The organism is Paenibacillus sp. FSL R5-0378 (genome assembly GCF_038009285.1).
Classification (GTDB): Bacteria; Bacillota; Bacilli; order Paenibacillales; family Paenibacillaceae; genus Paenibacillus_AQ; species Paenibacillus_AQ favisporus.
Genome location: NZ_JBBPAY010000001.1, coordinates 37,538 through 56,824 on the forward strand (window position 1 = coordinate 37,538; position 19,287 = coordinate 56,824).

Below are 19,287 nucleotides of genomic sequence, written 5' to 3' on the forward strand. Positions count from 1 at the left end.
CCCAGAGATTCCAAAAAAACAAGGATTCTCCGGACATCGAAGAATCCTTGCTGCGACAGCAACGCTATGATGTTTTAAACTTTCGCGCCCTCCCGCGCTCTTTCCTCCTCTTCCTCCGGACCGGCCGAAGGAACCGTATTTCGCAGTCCGAGCACGATCAGAAGGCTTACGACGGCAATGACAGCCATCACGACATACAGGGAATGGAGGCTCCCCTCAAGAATATGCCTCAGCTCGCTCCACAGCTCCTTGGGAAGCGATGCGCTTCCTTCCGGAGTCAGCAGCTGGTTGACCTCTTCTTGGCCGACCCGCTCCAGCCCGGGAGTATCGGCGAGCCGCCCGGCCAGCGTCAAGTTGATCAACGATCCAAAGACAGCGACGCCGACCGTCTGGCCCAGCGAGCGGATAAAGGTATTCAGCGCCGTCGACGCGCCGCGAAGCGAGTAACCGACCGAGGACTGTGCAATAATCGTGAACACCGTGTTGGAATATCCGAAGCCGAGGCCGTAGATAAAGGTAAAAATCAAAATCACGTAATGCGGCGTCCCCTCGCCGATCCAGGCTAACCCGAGAGCCCCGATCACGATGCCGGCCAGGCCGATCAGCGTCGTTTTCCGCGAACCGGCGGTAAGAATGAGCCGGCTCCCCGCTACGGAGCCGAACAGCCAGCCGATCGACATCGGCGCCATCGTCAGCCCGGACATCGTGGCATTTTTGCCCATGACCCCTTGAATCCAGAGCGGCGTATACGTCGTGAGGCCGATCAGCAGCGCGCTGGTCAGCATGGCGGCGACGGTGGACACGGAAATGTCGCGGATCCTGAACAGCTTCAGCGGCAGCATCGGCTCCTTCGCCCGGGCCTCCACCACGATAAAGGCAGCCAGGAAAACCAGCGCAAGCACGATGCAGAGCACGATCCACACCGAGGACCAGGCAAAAAACTGCCCGCCGGTCGCCAACGCAAACAGCAGCGCCGTCATCCCCACCGTAAACGTTCCGGCACCCGCGAAATCGACATGCGTTTCGGCACGCTCCTGCCGCTGCTCGTGGAAATGGCGGGCGATCATCCACATGGACAGCAGCCCGAACGGCACGTTAAAGCCGAAAATCCAGCGCCAATTCAAATAGTCGACAAAGTATCCGCCGATGAGCGGTCCGATCAGGGAGGCAATGCCCCAGACCGAGCTGATGAGTCCCTGGATTTTGGCACGTTCTTCAATCCGGTAGACGTCCCCGATAATCGTAAAAGTGACCGGAATGACCGCCCCCGCTCCGATGCCCTGAATGGCCCGGAACGCGATCAGCTGTCCCATACTTTGCGAGAAGCCGCACAGCAGCGATCCCAGGACAAACAGCAGCGACCCGATTTGAAATACCGGTTTGCGGCCGTACAGGTCGCTGATTTTACCAAAAATCGGAGTGGATACAGCCATGGTCAGCAGGTACGCGGTAAAAATCCAGCTGAGGAGCTTCATGCCGCCAAAGCTGCTGATGATGGCCGGACCGGCCGGCCCCGTTACGGTTCCTTCGATGGCCGACAAGAACGTGGATACGAGGATGCCGGCCAGAATCCAGTTCCGGCTCTGCTTTCCAGGCAATTGTTCAGATCGATTCACGTTATTTGTATCCTTTCTCCCGTTTTGACAAAGTTTCCTTATAACGAAACGTATCCACCCAGTGCACGAAAAATGGCCTCTGGTAAGAGACCGCTTTTCAGACTGGGCGGATGCATAGGGTTTATTAAAATAGAAGGGCGTGAAGTTTCAGGCGTAGACGATCCTTCGACCGTCGTCAAACGAAATCTTCCTGCCTATGATCGTACATGAATAAGTCCGTGATTCCGGCCCAACTGCCGGTAATCCTCGACCTTGCCTTGATCGAGCCGGAGCACGAAAGAAGCATCCTCCTCCACCAGGCGGGGGTCGTGGGTAATCATGAGCAGGGCAGCGCCCCGGGCGGCGGCACCCCGGCACAGCTTCAGCAGCCGCTGCGCGGCGCGGTAATCGATGCCCGAAGTGGGCTCATCGAGAATGTAGAGGGCTTTCGGCTGGATCAGCTGGCCGATGACGCTGAGCAGCTTCTTCTCACCCTGGCTGAGCAGGTATGGGGAGTCTTGACGACGCCCGCTCAGCCCGGCAGCCGCAAGCAGCGCCTCGGCCGCTTCGGTCTGCTCAGGCGTCAGTTCAGCTTGCCGCCGGCGCCAGCCGCTTCGAATCCGCAAGCCGTACACGAGCTCATCCCACACCGTATGCTCCACGAATTGATGCTCCGGCTGCTGGAACACGTATCCGATGTCCCCGGCCAGCTGATGAACCGGCATCCCGGATACGTCCCGCCCCTTCCAATATACCGAACGGGAAGGAACCGGCAGCAGGCCCATCAGGAGGCGGGTGAGCGTCGTTTTGCCCGAACCGTTCTCACCGGTCAGCATGCCCCACGCTCCCGGATGCATCGCAAACGAGACGTCCCGGAGCGCTTCCTGCCCTCCGGGATAAGTGTAGCTCAGGTTCCGGACCTCGAGTAGCGGTCCGGAACCTGAGTCACCGCCGGGGCCATCCGCACCCGGCGGCATCTGCGCCGGCGCCGTCAACATGCCGGCGCTCTGCAGGGGCCCGGCGGCCGGCTCCGCTGCATGCTCTCCGGCTTCCGGGACCTCGCGGCGGCTACCTGCCGGGCCGCCGGCTTCCGCTGCCCCCTCCCACGGGGGCAGCACGCCGAGCTGCGCCAGCCGGTCCCGGCTGGTGCGCAGCAGCTCCTGCGGCGCTCCGTCCAGCAGGACTGCGCCGCCGTCCAGGACGATGACGCGCTCCGCAGCGCGCGCGGCATCGTCGAAGCGGCCGGACACCGTGACGACGGTCCGGCCCTCGGCGTGCAGCCTGCGGCAGAGCTGCACGAACTGCGCCTGTGCCGCGGGGTCGAGGCTGGCGGATGCATCGTCGAAGACGATCATCCGCGGCGACAGCGACAGCACCGCGGCAATGGCGGTGCGCTGGCGCTGTCCGCCGGACAGCTCGCGCACCGGGGAGCGGCGGCGGGCGGTCAGGTTCACCGCCGCCAGCGCTTCGGCCACGCGGGAATCGATCTCCGCCGGCGGCACGCGGAGATTCTCGGGCCCGAACGCGGCCTCATCCTCGACGACGCCCCTCACCAGCTGGGCGTCGGGATCCTGGAACACGATGCCGGCCACCTTGGCGATCTCAGCGATCGGAGCTTCCGCCGGGTCAATCGTGTCCAGCCGTACCTTCCCTTCCCGGCGGCCGCCTCCGCTCCGCGGAAGATAGCCGCTAAGCAGCTGACACAGGGTAGACTTGCCGCTGCCGCCCGGTCCGATTACCGCCGTAAACTGTCCGGCCGGAATCGTGAGCGACACGCCGCGGAGCGCAGGCTCCTCCACATCTTCGTACCAATAAGAAAGCTCCGTCAGCTCAATGGAAGTTCCCTGCATCCGCAGAAGCCTTTCTGCCAATGGCAAAACGTTTAAGCAGTCCGCTCCGCTGAAGCATATCCCCGAGCACCTTGGTGAGCAGGCCGCACAGCACGATGCCGCTGACGATCCGCACCACCATCGTTATTGCCAGCACCTGAAAGCTCCAGGACGTATACCCAAACATATTCGCCGCGCAAATGAACCAGATCGGCACCATCGCGCCGCCGACCAGCATCATCGCACCGGCATTCCAGCGTTTGTAACGAAGCAGGAAAAATACGGCCTCCGCCACAACCAGATAACACAGCGCCGCCACGATGCTCGCCGCAATCCCGTACGTATTGCCTACGAAGCACTGGATCGCGCCGCCGATTCCGTATGTAATCGCCGCAGTTCCCGGCTTGCGGATAATGTAGTAGGCCAGCAGGCCGTACACCATGTACACGCCGACGATGGTAGAGGTCGCCACGGGCCCGCCCAGGCTGTTCAGCATTTTATTAATGTAAGATAAATAAAAGGTCAATACCGCGTTCGCTGTGGCCAGCATCGCCATCAGCACGATGTCCAGCGTCGTAAACGGGACAACACGTCTCTTTGATTGTGATAAAGTTTCCATCTCATGTCAACTCCTAATCAGGAAAATGGTGGGATTTCTCACCCTTGAAGACTCGCATCGCAAATTCCCTGCGATTGGCCTAGCCTCCCTGCTATTGTGCATGATCGGATTCGAAACGTCAACCTAAAAATAAATTACAGGTTAACAATATGGATATACCACCACAATGCCGCGGTAATCAGCACGGCCCCAACCGCCGTGATATGCCCGGCAGCAGACGGCTGCTGCTCCCTTAAAAACGTACGCTCGGGATATGCGCCAAAGCCTTTGGCTTCCATCGCTCCCGCAGTCTGCTGAATCCGGCGCACGGCATTATGCAACATGGCGGACACAAACACCTTCCACCAGCCTAACCGCTGCTTGACTCCCTTAGGGCGGGCTGCTCCCCTGACCTGATGGGCTGCCGAAATGCTTCTCCCTTCTTCTTGAAGCAAAGGCAAAAACGTGAGCGCCATCGAAATGCCGAAGGCGAACCGGTAAGGAACCCTCATCCGCCGGGTTAACGCGGTGACAAGATCGCCGGGATCGGTCGTGACCATGTAGACAAAGGATGAGAGAAACACCGTAAACATGCGCAGCGTCACCGAACCGGCCGCATCGGCTCCCTCCGTCGTGACGTGCAGCATGCCGAACTGCCAAATGGTATGGCTGCCGGGTACGGTCAGCAGGGTCAGTATAAAGTACGGAACCGCAAAACCGATCAGGAAAGCCATCGCTTTCCACTGCTTTCTCCAACTGACTCCGCCTGCCGTTCGGGCCATGAACGAGGCCGCCAGAAGCAGCAGTGCCTGCCCTGCCGATGTGTGCAAACGCATCGTCAGCACGGCGATGCATAGCAGGACCACGAGCTTGCTGAGCGGGTCGATACGGTGCAGCGGCGAGCCTCCCCCTTGATACGATAGGATCATCGTCTGATCGCTCCTTCTTGATCTAAAACTTGTTATACTCCGCCTGCTCCCATTCTTCACGCAGCAGCGAATGGAGCAGTGCATCTTGAAAGCCTGAAGCCGTATGGCGGTACTGTCTCAGCCGACCTTCGGCCGTGAATCCGAGGGACCCGAACAGACGGACGGCTCGTTCATTCCGCGGATCGGTCAGCGCTTCGATCCGGTTAAGGCCCATGGTCCGATAGCCAAATCCGAGCATCAGGCCGATCGCTTCTCGCATGTAGCCCTTTCCCCAATGGGGCTTCGCAAGCTCGCAGCCGATTTCTCCCCGGTAAGCACCCTCCAGCTGCCACCAATTCAAACCGCAGCTGCCGATGATCCCGGCCTCCGGCAGGAGAATTCCCCAGCGGAGCCCATCCTCGGTGGCCGCCAAACGATTTAGCAGCCGGATGAGTTCCGCTGCCGCCGTTTCGTCCGGCAGGTCCGGAAGATCCGAGTACTTCCGCACCTCCTCGTCGGTCCAGCACGCATACAGCGCCGGGGCGTCGCCTTCCTCGAGCGGACGGAGCCGGATCCGCGGCCCTTCAAGCTCGGGAATGTTCCCGCTGCATTGATAGCTCATCCCAACGCCCCCTTCATGTACTTTGCAATATTATCAATGTACAACGCCTGCCCCCTGCAGCACAAGAGCGCCTCCCCTCCCGGTTTCTGCCATATGAACGCAAAAAACACCCCGGCGCTTACCCTGTGTCCTTAAGGAGGGCTGCAGCCGGAGTGCTTGTCCATCGCTGTATTTTACACCATTATTGCTGTGCTTCCGTTCTTCCCATCAGCAGAAACGCAATGATAAAAATAAAAGCGATCAATGCCAGAAGCGGGATCGTAATGAAGCCAAACCAGTTCAAATAATCAAAATTGCAGGGAATGCCTACCTTGCACGGCAGTGCATTGGCAAGCGCCGGAATTTTCTGCTCCGCATAATGATAGATCGAGATGCAGCCGCCGATCGCGCTGAGGGTCACCGCATAAGGAATGATTTTACGGTCATTTTTATAGCTGGCGATTCCGAGCAGAATCACTTCCGGGTACATGAATATCCGCTGGAACCAGCACAGCCTGCACGGTTCGTAGTGCATCACTTCGCTTAAATACAAGCTGCCTCCCGTGGCGATAAGGGACACGATCCAGGCAAAATACAGGCTGTAGGGCTTGATGAACGCAATGAAACGGTTGCCTTCCATCCGAAACTCCCCTTACTTGTCGGTGTCAGCCGACTTTTTATCCAAATAGCTCTTGAGTGCGTTGTAATCGAGCGTGACATTCTCCGCTACCTTCTCGCCGTTTACGTACAGCGTCGGCGTGCTGTTCACGCCCAGCTTGTTGCCGGTAGCCATATGGCTGTCCACTTCATCCTGGTACGTCTTCTCCTCGATGTCCTTGCTGAGCTGATCGTAATCCACCTTGATGTTATTGTCGCGGGCCAGCTTCACCAGGAACTCTGGCGTTGCCCACTCGGTTTTTTCATCCTGCTGGTTGTCGAAGAGTACGTGGTAGTACTTCCAAAATTCATCCTTGTTCTGATGGAACACCGATTGCGCGGCCAGAGCAGCCGTGTTGGAGTCCGCATTCGGACTGATGATAAGGTAATTCATGAAATAGAGCGCAGCTTTACCGGAATCGATAAAATCCTTCTGCAGGCTCGGCTCGATGTCCTGACTGAAATACTGGCAGGCCGGGCACTTGTAGTCGCCCATCTCCACGATCTTGATCGGGGCTTCCGGATTTCCCAGCACCGGGAGCGAGCTGTAATCAAACGATGCTTCCTTGGATTGCGGCCGAATAAACACCAGCAGCAGGACCAGCACGACGATACATGCACCTGTAATCCACATGATCCGCTTCATGCGTTTCTCCTGCGCTGCCCGCTGGGCTTTACGTTGGGCCACGGTGTTGACTTGCTTCTTCTTCGGTTTCACGAAGCCTGACGTCTCCTTTCCTGTGAACTAAAGCTGAGGCGCCTTGGCATTTGGGTCTTTAGTTCTTCCTTAATGTAAGTTACTTAACACTTCTTCTCTAGGTTATTCTAGCATCTCCCCCCGCCGATGACCAGAAAGAACCGCTTCCAAAACCGGTCAAATCGGGAATTGTTAAATAAATTGTAACAAAATCAATTACATGACAGCCCGTAGTGAGTTTTTTCATGAAAATATGAGTTGACTTGAAACGTTCCGGTGATACTACTTTTACCGTAACTGTTTGAAAAGAAGGGGGGGAAGATTATGGAGTGGCAGACTGCCGTTATTGTCGTTTTTGCCGCTGTCCTGGCCGCGATAGGAATTACGCGTTACGCCTTTTATCAAATGACGCAGATGAAGGCCCTCACATACGAGCAGACCTTTCAAGCCATGGAGCAGGTCGGGCTGTTCAAGCAGGATTACTTTGAGTCGCTGCCCAAGGAAGAGGTTCAAATTACGAGCTATGACGGGCTGAAACTGAACGGCATGCTCATACCGCACCCTTCGGGCTCCAACCGTTTCGTCATTCTCGTCCATGGATATACCGCCTCGCTTCCGGCATCGATTCCCTTTATGGACATTTTCCGGGAAGATGGGTTCAACACGCTTCTGATCGACCTGCGCCGGCACGGAAAAAGCGAAGGCAAATATACGACCTACGGGTTCCACGAAAAGCACGACATCGACTCCTGGATCCGATGGATTCGCGCGACGTATGGCAGCGACTCGGTCGTCGGCCTGCACGGCATGTCCCTTGGAGGAGGCACCGTGCTGGAATACCTGTCGCTGCCTCACACGGACGCCGCCTTTGTCATCGCCGACTGCCCTTATTCCGATCTGACGCGCCTGATGCATCATCAAATGCAGGCGCTGAACCGTATTCCCGCGGCTGTGTTCCTTCCGCTTGTCGACCGCAGACTGTTCCGGAAAGCAGGCTTTACGCTGAATCAGGTCAGCCCCGTCCGCTCCGCCCGGTACAGCCCCGTTCCCGTCATGTTTATCCATGGCACACGGGACCGCTATATCCCGACGGAGATGAGCGAGGAACTGTTTGCCGCCAAAGAAGGAATGAAACGGCTTCTTCTCGTTGAAGGAGCCTCCCACGGCAATGCGCTGGGGGTCAACCCGGAGCTGTATAAAAAAGCCGTGCAGGAATTTGTCCGCGATGTGATGGAAGGGGCCGTTCCTGCCATGCAGCCGGAACAGGCCGAGGAGCTTGTGGAAGAACCTGTGCAGGCGGGGCTTCCCCAGCCGGAATTTAATATGTAAAACTTCTGTACCATCTCACAACATTAATTACAACTCAAAAAAGCCCCTTGGACTCCGGACTCCTCTCCTTCGGACCAAGGGGCTTTTCCATTTTCTGAACATGAAGCCAGCCAGCCCTATCGCATCCTGTACTGCTTGCTCTCCTCTGCCGCAATGTCTTCCCGGATGCTCATTTTCTCCGCATTGTAATGACTGATCGCTTGGTTTAATCCCTTCAGGTCGAATACGGAAACGTCCAGCTCGCTCAGTTCATCCACATCCGATCTCAGCCGGTCCCTCAAAAATCGTCAGCCTGCGGATATGGGACTGCGCATATTGGCCGGCTCTTTCCTCTGTTAATTCCGAGGATTTTTCGGCTACCAGGGTGCCGTTGACCTTTACCAATTCATCCGACAGCGTATGCTTCAAACGACTGAGCCGGCGCTTCAAACGCGCTCCAATCATGACATATATGGCAAATCCGAACACAAGAATCGCCAGCGCATAGGACAACCAATACCATGCTCCATGTGCGCTGTGCTCAGTCCCTGCATCGGGCAGCTCCGCCGCGAGCACCCGCACCGGGCTTGTCGTTAAAACCGTAGTCAACCATTTGTGCATATTCATTCCCTCCATTCTAAGATGCGGTAACGATTCTAGGTGGCAGGAAGTTGATCTTGGAAGCCTGGGCGTTAAGCACCGGCATTCGCGCTCTCCGTTTCTTCAAGTGGTGCCAGCACTTCCCCGCACAGTTTCTGAAGCATGACCTGAATTTCCTTGAACTCCCCGATTCCCGTTCCGGTCAAGCTGTATTCATCGCCGTGAGCCGTCAGAAAGTTCAATTCGGTCAGGCGCTCCAGCTGCTGCTTCACTTCCCGTTCCCCCACCTTGTAGCCGTGCGCCTCCAGCACGGGCTGCATATCACGGATGGTCAAGTCATGGTGATGGGCATGGTAAAGCATGTGGATACTCATGAATAAATTTTGTACGTCTGCACGCATAGATTCCTCTCCTTCCGGCGAACGCCTGTAAAAATGAGCCTGTCATTACCATTGTTTACCCTTCTTCCGCTGCCGGGAAACAATAAGAATCCCTGTTTAAGCCATGCCGGACGCCGGAATCAGCAGGCTTCACAGGATATGACCATGATTTTTAGAGGGAGGAATTTCACTTGACGTGGAAGGAATTCCTGTATACTATCTTTTATAATTAACCAACGGTTAAAAGACAGAAATGAGGTGGATCGTCATGTTTCAAGCCCTTCCCTACGAAGGAAACCGGAATGACCAATTTGCAGCCGTCCTCGAACAGCTTAAGTCGCTCATCCATGATGAGCCCAGCTCCATTGCCAATCTAGCCAACGCCTCGGCCCTGCTGAACAGCTTCCTTCCTGACATAAATTGGGTTGGTTTCTATCTATTCGATGGAACTGAGCTGGTTCTCGGACCGTTTCAGGGGCTCCCGGCCTGCATCCGCATTCCTTTGGGTAAAGGGGTATGCGGTACAGCGGCAGCCGAGCGGAGAACGATTGTGGTCGATGACGTGCATGAGTTTCCCGGGCATATCGCCTGCGATGCCGCCTCGAACAGCGAAATTGTCGTTCCGCTGGTCCAGGGAGAGCGCCTGATCGGCGTACTCGATATCGACAGCCCGCTGAAGGGGCGGTTTGACCAAGATGAGCGGCAGTTTCTCGAACAGTTTGCCGGTATTTTGACGGCACAGCTGTAATATAGGATCCTGGGAAAATAAAGCGGTCTTCTGCTTATGATGCGGAAGACCGCTTTTTTCCATTCCTGCATGATAAGATAATGAACGAAAACACGGCGTTGTTTGTCTTATGGTCAGATGGAACAACCGCCGGCCGGCATCAGTTCCATGGATCTTTGCATGTCAAGGAAGGTGAAGCAATGACGGACAAAGAGCTGTTCGAGACCTTTAACCGGGATGTCTACAGCTTTTGCTACTATATGATGCAGCGCAGGGAAGATGCCGAAGACCTCTGCCACGAGACGTTTATCCGGGCACTGCTCGCGGACCGGAGCTCTATTCAGGATATCCGGCGCTGGCTTATTCAAATCGCCGCCAATCTGTGCAAAAACTCGCTTCGCCGCTCGAAAGCGGGCGTCATCAAGGAAAAGCTCTTTTCCTATCGGCATCTGGCGGCTGCCCCGCATTCGGTCGAGGAAACGGTCGAAGGGCGGGAACTGGCCCTGGAGCTGTCCCGGCTGTACGGGCGGCTTCCCGCGAACATACGGATGGTGATGATTCTCCGTTACATTAACGGGCTGTCCCAGCAGGAGATCGCCGATATGATCCGCGTTCCTTTGGGGACCGTCAAATCCAGAATCAATAAGGGGCTTTCGCTCATGAGAAAATATATCGCTAAGCCCTCCTGCCCCCTCATGAAAGGAGAGAACGACGATGAACCGATTCAGCTTGGAACAGATGGAACGGGCCATTTCACGAAAGCCTGAGCCCGCTCCCGATTTTGAAGCGATGTGGAGCACGATCGAGGAAGAGGTTGGACGACGGCGTTCAGGCCAGTCTTCAACTGTAAAAAGGTCATCGGTGACCCGCAAGTGGGTTCCGGCGGCCGCTTCCGCTGTGGTCTTCCTGGCGGTAGCCGTTCCCGTGTTTGCAGCCATAAACCCGGGCTGGGACTTGTGGGGACGGCCGGGTGTGAACAATGCCATTCAGCACGGCTTTGGCGAGCCGCTGGATTTGAGTGCCCGGCAGTCGGGCACAACGATGAAGCTGCACGGCGTCGTGACTGACGGCGAGCAGATGGATGTGCTTTTTACGATGCAGGTTCCGGGCCTTCCGGATTATGACGCCGTCGATTTCGAATCCGTCTCCCTGTCCGATTCCAAGGGAAAAGATGCCAAGCCAAACGTTCTGCTCAAGCGCGATGAGGAAAAAGATACACTGAAAGGGATGTTCGAGCTGCAGGATGAGCTGAAGAAGTCTAAACGGAGCATGCACTTGGACGCCAGCAACCTGGTTTTTTACCAATATGACGATCTGCCTCTTGAGGGAGATATTGCCGAAGGCTCCATGCTGGCTCCATCGTCGTCTTCAGGCGGCTTCGCGGCTGTGGAGATCCAATCGATCGTCCGGAAAAACGACCAATTGACCATCCGGTATGCCCTGACGTCACCGCTTGAGGATCCAGGCGATCTGGACCCCCACCTGGTGATCACCTCCGGTTCGCACACGTATCAAAGCGTGTCCCGGGCGGTCCTGCCCCCGGACGGTAACGATTTGCTGTGCCAATCGACCTTCACCATTCCGGAACGGGAATGGAAGGGAGCCAAGCTACACCTGACCTATTTGCAGGAGGTCAAGAGAGTAGCGGGAACCTGGGCTTTTGACTTCAACGCAGACGGCAGCAAGGCCAGCGAAGCCATTTACAGCAAACCGCTTCCGGCAAATGAGGAACAGGCCGCAAACGTCAATTTGAACCTGAAACAGCTGGTCATCACGCCGCTTCAGATCCGAATCCCATACAGGCAGGATTCCAATGACTGGACTGAGGGCGTGAGACGCTTTACGAACGTATCCCTGCAGCTGGGGGACCAGCGCATCGAAGGCAGTGACTATCATACCGGCATGTACGAGAAGGTCCGGCACCGGGAATATTTGGATGAAGGCTACCTGCGCTTTGAGTCGCCGACATGGTTTAAAGACTGGTCGGGGGAACCGATGAAGCTTATCTTCTCAGGTTTGGAAATTACAAAAAGGGACCTTTCGAAGCATTGGTACGATTTGGCCGCGCCGACTGCCACTGAGCAGCAGGTGCAGATGGATCTGGACGGACGGAAGGTCACGTTCACCTACTATCTGAAGGGCAGCCAGTTGATCGTGAAGTCTTCCTCTGAGGACCCGACCTTTAAAGGGGTATCGCAATCGGTGATCCGTGCCGGCGGAAAAGAGATCCTCCCGGACTACGTCCCTGCGCCGCCTTCGAGCGGGCCGTTTACCAAAGTGGAGACGTATTCGAACCTTCCGGAAGGAACGGCGCTGCAGCTGAACCCGGGCGTGTACATGCTGCTCGAACCGGACGAGACGGTTGAAGCGGCCATTAATTAACGCCTTTTGGTAAAGTCAATTCTCGGATCCGCCCCCATGAAAGAAACAAATGCTCCCCCGGATACGGCAGAAGCCCGCCCGGCCATTCATCGGCCAGGCGGGCTTGTTGTGCTCACCCTTGTTCATCTTTCTTACATCAGCTCGCGCTCGGCGAATATGATCATCCCGTCCCGTAAAAAAACGGGGAGCTGCGGATGGTATGCCGTAAACAGCTGCTTGTGTTCGGTCTGTTCCACATATAAGTTTCCCAATCCGATATATACCATTGCCGACGGCGTGTAATAACGGCTCATCCATTCATAATGCCTGCGGATGATCCGCTGAACCTGCGGAGCACCCGGGTGATGGCCTTCCTCGATGGCCGCCTTTAAATCCCGGTTAATCTGATCGATTTCCCGCTGGGAGCGCAGGTAGTCTTCCTTGGTCCACAGCTGCATTTTATGCTGGCTCTCCTGCGTTTCGGACTCGCCTCCCAGCTGGGTCAGCACGTCCTGCTCGGTCACATTGGATCCGGCCGGGCCTGAGTCCCGGCCTCTTTTGTCTGGTTCCATCGTTTCTCCCTCCACTTGACTTTCTGATCTATATCTTTTGCCTCATGGTCTGCACGATTGATGTCAGGTCTTGTCATCTTCCAATTACCCGTTTCGCAGGAATTTAACCGCTGCCGGAAGAGCATTTATCCACTTTTTTTAACATTTTTTTCTTCCGTAACCCGATTCACAATTTAGGGCTTCGAGTCGGAATCGCGAATGATGGACAGCCCCTCGACATGCTTGCGGTTCATCAGCTTGCTCTTCTTCCGGTTCTCCTTGGACTCAAAAATAATGTCGAAATCGTAGTCCTCAGGGTACAGTTCGCTCTTCTCAATGAACAGCTTGAGCCGCTTCTGGTTGATCCGGATCTTCTCCTTCTGGATCATGACCCCTACCATGCCCATGGCGTCCTCCGGCTCATAGACGATGCCCGTTCGCCCATAGGAGCTGACATAGACAGCGTCTCCTACCTCAAGCTTGCGCACGGGTGCGGCCGATGCTTGCTCCTGATCCTCATCCGCCTGATCCCGGCTCCCTGCTCCATCGCCCTCATTGGCTTCAAGTGGGCCGGAGGACTGAGCTGTCTCCTCCATCTGCTCAGACGCTGTTTGAACAATGGGATGTTCCTCGGCTGCATCGGGCTGCAGGGCAGGCAGCGGCTTCTGCCTGTGCAAAATTTCCTGCGACCGCTCGATAATGCCTGCTGTCATCCCCAGCTTTGTGGCGATTTGAATCGCGTAGCTCTGCCCCGCCTCCCCGATCGTCAGCCGGTAAAGCGGCTCCAGCGTCTCGACATCAAACTCCATCCGGGCGTTCTGGAAGCCCGGCGTCCGTGCTGCAAACGTCTTCAGCTCGTTAAAATGCGTCGTGACCATGATCATGGCGCCTCTGTTGCTGAGTTCTTCCAGAATGGCGATCGACAGGGACATCCCCTCCCCCGGATCCGTTCCAGCCGCCAGCTCGTCGATCAGCAGCAGGGTATGGCGGTCCGCCGCATCCACCATCCCGATCAGGCGCTTAATTTGGGCGGAAAAGGTGCTGAGCGACTGCTCGATGCTCTGCCCGTCCCCGATGGCCGACAGCACTTTAGTGAATACAGTGAACGTGCTGCCTTCCTCCACCGGCACGAGCAGACCCGACTGCACCATCAGGGTGAGCAGCCCGAGCGTCTTGAGCGCCACCGTCTTGCCGCCGGTATTCGGCCCGGTAATGATCAGCGAGCGGTAACCGCCGCCCAGCTCCAGCCGCAGCGGCACCATCGTCTTCAGCATGAACGGATGCCGCGCTCCGCTTACCTTGATGCGCCCGCTGTCGCTAAGAAGAACATTGTTCCCGCCCAAAGTGCGGCTGTATTTCGCTTTGGCAAAAATAAAATCGTACGTTCCCGTGATATCGATGTTCAGCAGCAGATCGGCCGAAGCCGCCTCAAGCAGCCCGGTCAACGCGCTCAGCACGATGCCTTCTTCCCGGGCCTCATCCGCTTCGTGCATGCCAAGCTCGCTTTGAAGATGGGCGACCTCCTCCGGCTCCACAAAGACGGTCTGCCCGCTCGTCGACTGGTCAAGCACTGAGCCCTTGATCGTTTTGTGATACTCCCGCTTGACCGGAATGACGTACCGGCCGCCCCGGACACTGACCAGATTTTCCTGCAAAATCGAGCCGTGTCTGGACAGAATCGCGGCGATCTTTTTCTGAATGCGCTCCTTAACGATGGCGATCTTCTTGCGGACGCGCTCCAGGTTTTTGCTGGCTTGATCGTCCACCCGGCCAAACCGGATGCAGCGCTCAATTTCGCTCTTCAGCTTTGCCAGCTCCTGCATCGAGGAAGCATAGGAGCTGATGCCCGGCGCGATGTCGCGCTTCCCGGCCATGTACTTACGCAGCTGCCCGCAGCTGTGCAGAAACGTATGGACCGCGGTAAAATCCTGCTCGTCGAACAGGTACCCTGTATGAAGCAGAGAGACAATCCGGTCAATCCCTTCCAGGGATGGCAGCGGGACGCTGGCCCCTTTATCCAGCAGCGCCTTGGCTTCCGCCGTCTCATCCAGCGCCCTGCGGACTGCACTGGCCGTGGTCAGCGGCTCCAATTCATCGATATGCCTGCGTCCTTCATACGAAACCGCATAGTCTCTCAACGCTTCCTTCATTTTGTCGTATTCCAGCATGATCATCGTCGTTTGATCCATTGGTAGTTCATCCTCCTGTTTCTTGTTATATCTTCCTATGGCAACGCAAAAAGGGGCAGAGAATACGCGCATGCGATTCCTGCCCCTGGTCTGCCGGACTGCCTTTGTCTGCTGCCTTTGCTGTACGCAAAAAAACCGTGCTGCAAAGAGCACGGTCCTGTACGCCGGAGAGCCAGCCGCCCATTAGGCGGCGGCCCGTATCCGGCATGACAACGGTCGAGCGGCCAACGCTCCACCGATTCGGATCACAAAGGTTTCAAACAGTCCGCAAGGGATTGTCGTTTGATGCTTCGCGTGTTCTTAACTATTTCCAAGACTGCATTCTGCAAAGAGGCGCATTGAAAGAAAGAGTGCCCTCCTGGGCATTCCCCGCCTGTCTTCACATCATACAGCCGATATGGAGTTTGATTAGTTAAGAACAACCACCGTCATCAAAATCTCTCCCTTGTTATAGGATGAGGTAAATTTACCAAGTTTGCGCCACGAAGTCAAGGGGTGGTGTCTTCATGAGGTACACTCTCGCTTCATACGGCCGCAGCTTCAAATTCCCGAGATCCTCCTCCCCCTTGATGGGGTAGTTGGAGATCAGCAGCTGCTTGGCCTCCGGCACGAGCTCCGCCGGCAGCTTCAGCACCGGCTCGCCTCCGAAAAAGTTCAGGATGACCAGGAGACACTGGTCCTCCAGCGTCCGGGTATACACATACAGCTCCTTGTCGAGCGGAAGCAGCAGCTTGTATTCGCCGTACACGATCACTTCATGCTGTTTGCGGAGGGCGATAAGCTTTTTATAGTAATGGTAGATCGAATTCGGATCCTTAATCGCATCCTCCACATTGATCAGGGGATAGTTCGAGTTCACCTCGATCCACGGCGTGCCCCGTGTAAAGCCTGCATGCTCCCCATTGGTCCACTGCATCGGCGTACGGGCGTTGTCCCGGCTTTTTTTCCAAATCGCCTGCATGACCTGCTCTTCGGGCACGCCCTGATCCAGCTGCTCCTCATAGTAATTCAGCGTTTCCACGTCACGGTAGTCATCGATCGAGGCGAAGGCGATGTTCGTCATGCCGATCTCCTCGCCTTGGTAAATATACGGCGTGCCTTCGAGCGTGTGCAGGAAGGTCGCCAGCATCTTCGCCGACTCCACCCGGTATTTCTGGTCGTCCCCGAACCGGGACACCGATCTCGGCTGGTCATGGTTGCACCAATAATTCGCGTTCCAGCCCTTGTCGTGCAGCACCGTCTGCCACCCGCTGATGACCTTTTTCAGCTCAAGCAGGTTCCAGGGACGAATATCCCACTTGCCGGAACCGGAAGAACCCGCATCGAGCTGCATATGCTCGAATTGGAACACCATGTTCAGCTCGTTGCGCGTATCCCCGACATAGCTGAGCGCCTGCTCCGGACCCAGACCCGACGTCTCGCCGACGGTCATGATGTCGTAGTGGAACAGTACCCGTTCATACAGGTTGCTCAGCAGGGTGTGCACGTTTTCCAGATTGGAAAACAGCTCATACGCGCGCACCGTCGGCAGCTGGTCCGGGTTGTCCCCGTCCGGCAGGCCGACCGCCTTGACAATATGCGCGATTGCGTCGAAACGGAAGCCGTCCACGCCTTTTTTGAGCCACCATTCCACCATTTCATGCATGCTGTCGATCACTTTCTGATTTTCCCAGTTCAGGTCCGGCTGGTGCTTGGAGTACAGATGGAGATAATACTCGCCTGTCTTCTCGTCGTATTCCCAGACCGAGCCGCTGAAATAGGACTCCCAGTTGTTCGGCGGATGTCCGTCTTTGCCTTTGCGCCATATATAAAAATCCCGTTTCGGATTATCCCTGCTCGACCGCGACTCGATAAACCATGGATGCTCGTCCGAGGTATGGTTCAGGACCAGATCCATCATGATTTTGAGACCGCGCGCATGCGCCTCCCGCAGCAGACGGTCAAACTCCTCCATCGTGCCGAACTCGTCCATAATGTCGCAGTAGTCGCTGATATCGTATCCGTTATCGTGATTGGGGGACTTGTAGATCGGGCAAATCCAGATCACGTCGACCCCCAGATCCTTCAAGTAATCCAGTCTCGATATAATGCCGAGCAGATCCCCCTTGCCATCACCGTTCGTGTCGAGGAAGCTGATCGGATAGATTTGATACACTACGGCTTCTTTCCACCATTTTTTGTTCATAACCTGCTCCTTACGTGCTCCATTTTGTGCCGGATATCCGACGGTTGTTTACAAGATCGCGCGAACACTTTATAATTATTGTAAACCGATTTCCGGTTTACCTTTCAGAATGAGAGCAAGTTTTTACATTTCAATCAAATAGAATTCAATTGGAGGAGCCTGCCATGTGCGGGCTCCTTTTGTCTTTTTTTCCCTCTCATTCGTTGTGCGGGTCCGCCATGCACTCCTCCATCCTGATGTAAAGGAGGATAGACGCGTTGTTTTTGAAGTCCCGGTAAAAAATGTAGAGTTCTGGATACGCTATACGGCATGGCGATCTCTACTCAAAGAAACCAAACCCGGGCTGCATGATTCAGGATTCGCACATATACAGGATGGGGAGGCACGCTATGGAACAGCAAGCAATACTGGCTATTGGTATTTTTCTCATTGTTTACGCATTTATTATCGCGGAAAAAATTCACCGGACGATCGTGGCGATGATCGGCGGTGCGCTCATGGTCATATTCGGCATCGTGAGCCAGGAAACCGCGATTCATCATATCGATTTCAACACGCTCGGCCTGCTCGTCGGCATGATGATCATCGTCAATATCACAGCTGAGACGGGATTATTCAAATTCATTGCCGTATGGGCCGCGAAAAAGGCCAAGGGCCGGCCCGTCGCCATCATGGTGGCGCTGATTCTGATCACCGCGATCGGATCGGCGTTTCTCGACAACGTGACCACCGTTCTGCTTATGGTGCCCGTCACGCTCAGCATTACCCGGCAGCTGCGGGTTAACCCGACGCCGTTTCTGATCACCCAGATCATGGCGTCCAACGTCGGCGGCACCGCCACCCTGATCGGTGACCCGCCTAACATAATGATCGGCAGCGCGGTGAAGGAGCTGACCTTTGTCGCCTTTATCAATAACTTGACGCCCATTGCGGTGATCATTCTCGCCGTATTTATTCCGCTATTCATTCTCATGTTCCGCAAACAGATCAAGACGACGCCGGAGCTGATGCAGAGCATTATGGATCTGGATGAAAAAGAGCTGCTCACCGACCGCAAGCTCCTGATCAAATGCCTGACGGTGATGGGTCTGACGATCATCGGCTTCTTCCTTCACCAGCTGGTTCACCTTGAGTCGGCCACCGTCGCCCTCGCCGGTGCTTTCCTGCTGCTTCTGCTGACGGGCGAGCATATGCTGGAGGAGGCTTTTGCCAAGGTTGAATGGCCGACGATCTTTTTCTTCGTGGGATTGTTCGTGCTGGTGGCCGGCCTGATCGAAACAGGGGTCATCGCCACCCTGGCGGAAAAAGCTACCGATCTCACCGGCGGCGACGTCGCGGCAACGTCGATGCTCATCCTGTGGATGAGCGCGATCGCGTCCGCTTTTATCGACAACATTCCGTTTGTCGCGACCATGATCCCGATGATCCAGGACATGGGCAGCCTCGGAATCAGCAATTTGGAGCCGCTGTGGTGGAGCTTGGCCCTGGGCGCCTGCCTTGGAGGCAACGGCTCCCTGATCGGTGCGAGCGCCAACCTGATCGTGGCCGGCATGGCTGCCAAGGAAGGATATCCGATCAAGTTCGCCCAGTTTCTGAAGCTCGGTTTTCCGATGATGCTGCTGTCCATCGTTCTGGCCAGCGCATACGTGTATCTTCGGTATTTGATGTAGCGGCCGAAGGCAATGGGGGCGATGGTGTTGCTGCAGATTGGGGGCAGCTGGTGGCACTGATGTTTCCAGGGAAAGACATGACAGCCCCTGAAAGCAGCGCAAAATGACACGTGCGAAGGAGGATCAACTTATGCTGGAGTATCGTTACGACCCGAGCATCATTCAGATTACGGAAAGCGTCAACGAGCAGGACGCGGAGTTCCGCATCCGGCTGCTGCAGGAAGAGCCTTATCTGGCTCGGCTCAAGCAGATCAGGCGCTTTTTCGAGGACAATGATATCTACACGGACGCCTTGTTTTATGTCTATAAAAATCACGAGTACGGTGCGATCGTACGGAAGGAATACTACGTGGACTTCGTGCTGGCGCTGATGAAGCATCAGCTGCTGCAGAGCGTGGAGTGGAAGCCTTCGCCTTAGAGCTTTTAGCGCT

General features: G+C 56.0%; 19 protein-coding genes. 6 read left to right on the forward strand and 13 right to left on the reverse strand.

All coding sequences use genetic code 11. The features are described from left to right. Nucleotides 1-74: 74 nt before the first annotated feature. The 7 genes from MKY74_RS00175 to MKY74_RS00205 form a co-directional block, all read right to left on the reverse strand. Nucleotides 75-1,616, reverse strand: a complete 1,542-nt coding sequence (locus tag MKY74_RS00175) for an MDR family MFS transporter (protein ID WP_244169442.1) — start codon at nt 1,614-1,616, stop codon at nt 75-77. Nucleotides 1,617-1,810: 194 nt separating this feature from the next. Further along, a complete protein-coding gene (locus tag MKY74_RS00180) occupies nt 1,811-3,445 on the reverse strand; it encodes an ABC transporter ATP-binding protein (RefSeq protein ID WP_076175904.1) in 1,635 nt (544 codons plus the stop codon). Next, nucleotides 3,426-4,043, reverse strand: a complete 618-nt coding sequence (locus tag MKY74_RS00185; protein WP_076175907.1) for an ECF transporter S component — start codon at nt 4,041-4,043, stop codon at nt 3,426-3,428. Before MKY74_RS00185 ends, MKY74_RS00180 begins: the two co-directional genes overlap by 20 nt. A gap of 134 nt (nt 4,044-4,177) precedes the next feature. Next, nucleotides 4,178-4,951 (reverse strand): energy-coupling factor transporter transmembrane component T family protein, encoded by a 774-nt coding sequence (locus MKY74_RS00190; protein WP_076175910.1) that lies wholly within the window; start codon nt 4,949-4,951, stop codon nt 4,178-4,180. Between the two features lie 22 nt (nt 4,952-4,973). Then, the gene (locus tag MKY74_RS00195) at nt 4,974-5,552 is read right to left on the reverse strand and encodes a GNAT family N-acetyltransferase (RefSeq protein ID WP_076175912.1); all 579 of its coding nucleotides are present in this window, start codon (nt 5,550-5,552) and stop codon (nt 4,974-4,976) included. Between the two features lie 181 nt (nt 5,553-5,733). After that, nucleotides 5,734-6,171, reverse strand: a complete 438-nt coding sequence (locus MKY74_RS00200) for a disulfide oxidoreductase (RefSeq protein WP_076175915.1) — start codon at nt 6,169-6,171, stop codon at nt 5,734-5,736. A gap of 12 nt (nt 6,172-6,183) precedes the next feature. Beyond that, the gene (locus tag MKY74_RS00205) at nt 6,184-6,906 is read right to left on the reverse strand and encodes a thioredoxin domain-containing protein (protein WP_076175918.1); all 723 of its coding nucleotides are present in this window, start codon (nt 6,904-6,906) and stop codon (nt 6,184-6,186) included. A gap of 303 nt (nt 6,907-7,209) precedes the next feature. Here MKY74_RS00205 and MKY74_RS00210 point away from each other — a divergent pair, with 303 nt between their 5' ends. Further along, a complete protein-coding gene (locus tag MKY74_RS00210; RefSeq protein ID WP_076175920.1) occupies nt 7,210-8,214 on the forward strand; it encodes an alpha/beta hydrolase in 1,005 nt (334 codons plus the stop codon). Nucleotides 8,215-8,330: 116 nt separating this feature from the next. Here MKY74_RS00210 and MKY74_RS00215 read toward each other — a convergent pair whose 3' ends face one another. From MKY74_RS00215 to MKY74_RS00225, 3 genes are all read right to left on the reverse strand, one after another. After that, nucleotides 8,331-8,471 (reverse strand): hypothetical protein, encoded by a 141-nt coding sequence (locus MKY74_RS00215; protein ID WP_167372934.1) that lies wholly within the window; start codon nt 8,469-8,471, stop codon nt 8,331-8,333. Next, on the reverse strand, nt 8,464-8,814 hold the full coding sequence (locus tag MKY74_RS00220; protein ID WP_076175922.1) for a hypothetical protein: 351 nt from the start codon (nt 8,812-8,814) through the stop codon (nt 8,464-8,466). The genes MKY74_RS00215 and MKY74_RS00220 overlap by 8 nt, the downstream gene beginning before the upstream one ends. Before the next feature lie 71 nt (nt 8,815-8,885). Then, the gene (locus tag MKY74_RS00225; protein ID WP_076175925.1) at nt 8,886-9,194 is read right to left on the reverse strand and encodes a hypothetical protein; all 309 of its coding nucleotides are present in this window, start codon (nt 9,192-9,194) and stop codon (nt 8,886-8,888) included. Nucleotides 9,195-9,441: 247 nt separating this feature from the next. Between MKY74_RS00225 and MKY74_RS00230 the strand changes: the two genes are divergently transcribed. From MKY74_RS00230 to MKY74_RS00240, 3 genes are all read left to right on the forward strand, one after another. Next, nucleotides 9,442-9,921, forward strand: coding sequence for a GAF domain-containing protein (locus tag MKY74_RS00230; protein ID WP_076175928.1), 480 nt, complete (start codon nt 9,442-9,444; stop codon nt 9,919-9,921). A 179-nt stretch (nt 9,922-10,100) separates the two neighbouring features. Beyond that, entirely contained in the window at nt 10,101-10,667 is a 567-nt protein-coding gene (locus MKY74_RS00235) for an RNA polymerase sigma factor (RefSeq protein ID WP_076175931.1), read from the forward strand. Beyond that, nucleotides 10,615-12,282 carry a DUF4179 domain-containing protein gene (locus MKY74_RS00240; protein WP_076175934.1) on the forward strand — a complete coding sequence of 556 codons (1,668 nt, stop codon included), beginning with the start codon at nt 10,615-10,617 and terminating at the stop codon, nt 12,280-12,282. Before MKY74_RS00235 ends, MKY74_RS00240 begins: the two co-directional genes overlap by 53 nt. 131 nt (nt 12,283-12,413) lie before the next feature. Here MKY74_RS00240 and MKY74_RS00245 read toward each other — a convergent pair whose 3' ends face one another. The 3 genes from MKY74_RS00245 to MKY74_RS00255 all read right to left on the reverse strand — a co-directional run bounded on the left by MKY74_RS00245 (nt 12,414) and on the right by MKY74_RS00255 (nt 17,186). Next, on the reverse strand, nt 12,414-12,833 hold the full coding sequence (locus MKY74_RS00245) for a TipAS antibiotic-recognition domain-containing protein (RefSeq protein WP_076175937.1): 420 nt from the start codon (nt 12,831-12,833) through the stop codon (nt 12,414-12,416). A 173-nt stretch (nt 12,834-13,006) separates the two neighbouring features. Next, a complete protein-coding gene (locus MKY74_RS00250) occupies nt 13,007-15,001 on the reverse strand; it encodes an endonuclease MutS2 (RefSeq protein ID WP_076175939.1) in 1,995 nt (664 codons plus the stop codon). Between the two features lie 466 nt (nt 15,002-15,467). After that, entirely contained in the window at nt 15,468-17,186 is a 1,719-nt protein-coding gene (locus MKY74_RS00255) for a glycoside hydrolase family 13 protein (protein WP_076175942.1), read from the reverse strand. A gap of 347 nt (nt 17,187-17,533) precedes the next feature. On the opposite strand from MKY74_RS00255, the gene MKY74_RS00260 reads away from it, so the two are divergent. Then, nucleotides 17,534-18,856 carry an ArsB/NhaD family transporter gene (locus MKY74_RS00260; protein WP_076175945.1) on the forward strand — a complete coding sequence of 441 codons (1,323 nt, stop codon included), beginning with the start codon at nt 17,534-17,536 and terminating at the stop codon, nt 18,854-18,856. Nucleotides 18,857-18,986: 130 nt separating this feature from the next. Then, nucleotides 18,987-19,274: a hypothetical protein gene (locus MKY74_RS00265; RefSeq protein ID WP_076175948.1), complete on the forward strand. Its 288-nt coding sequence runs from the start codon at nt 18,987-18,989 to the stop codon at nt 19,272-19,274. Nucleotides 19,275-19,287: the final 13 nt, after the last annotated feature.

Coding starts and splice junctions, on each gene's coding strand:
- MKY74_RS00180 (WP_076175904.1), bottom strand. CDS start 3,445: ATGCAGGGAACTTCCATTGAGCTGACGGAGCTTTCTTATTGGTACGAA.
- MKY74_RS00185 (WP_076175907.1), bottom strand. CDS start 4,043: ATGGAAACTTTATCACAATCAAAGAGACGTGTTGTCCCGTTTACGACG.
- MKY74_RS00190 (WP_076175910.1), bottom strand. CDS start 4,951: ATGATCCTATCGTATCAAGGGGGAGGCTCGCCGCTGCACCGTATCGAC.
- MKY74_RS00195 (WP_076175912.1), bottom strand. CDS start 5,552: ATGAGCTATCAATGCAGCGGGAACATTCCCGAGCTTGAAGGGCCGCGG.
- MKY74_RS00200 (WP_076175915.1), bottom strand. CDS start 6,171: ATGGAAGGCAACCGTTTCATTGCGTTCATCAAGCCCTACAGCCTGTAT.
- MKY74_RS00210 (WP_076175920.1), top strand. CDS start 7,210: ATGGAGTGGCAGACTGCCGTTATTGTCGTTTTTGCCGCTGTCCTGGCC.
- MKY74_RS00220 (WP_076175922.1), bottom strand. CDS start 8,814: ATGCACAAATGGTTGACTACGGTTTTAACGACAAGCCCGGTGCGGGTG.
- MKY74_RS00225 (WP_076175925.1), bottom strand. CDS start 9,194: ATGCGTGCAGACGTACAAAATTTATTCATGAGTATCCACATGCTTTAC.
- MKY74_RS00230 (WP_076175928.1), top strand. CDS start 9,442: ATGTTTCAAGCCCTTCCCTACGAAGGAAACCGGAATGACCAATTTGCA.
- MKY74_RS00235 (WP_076175931.1), top strand. CDS start 10,101: ATGACGGACAAAGAGCTGTTCGAGACCTTTAACCGGGATGTCTACAGC.
- MKY74_RS00240 (WP_076175934.1), top strand. CDS start 10,615: ATGAACCGATTCAGCTTGGAACAGATGGAACGGGCCATTTCACGAAAG.
- MKY74_RS00245 (WP_076175937.1), bottom strand. CDS start 12,833: ATGGAACCAGACAAAAGAGGCCGGGACTCAGGCCCGGCCGGATCCAAT.
- MKY74_RS00250 (WP_076175939.1), bottom strand. CDS start 15,001: ATGGATCAAACGACGATGATCATGCTGGAATACGACAAAATGAAGGAA.
- MKY74_RS00255 (WP_076175942.1), bottom strand. CDS start 17,186: ATGAACAAAAAATGGTGGAAAGAAGCCGTAGTGTATCAAATCTATCCG.
- MKY74_RS00260 (WP_076175945.1), top strand. CDS start 17,534: ATGATTCAGGATTCGCACATATACAGGATGGGGAGGCACGCTATGGAA.
- MKY74_RS00265 (WP_076175948.1), top strand. CDS start 18,987: ATGCTGGAGTATCGTTACGACCCGAGCATCATTCAGATTACGGAAAGC.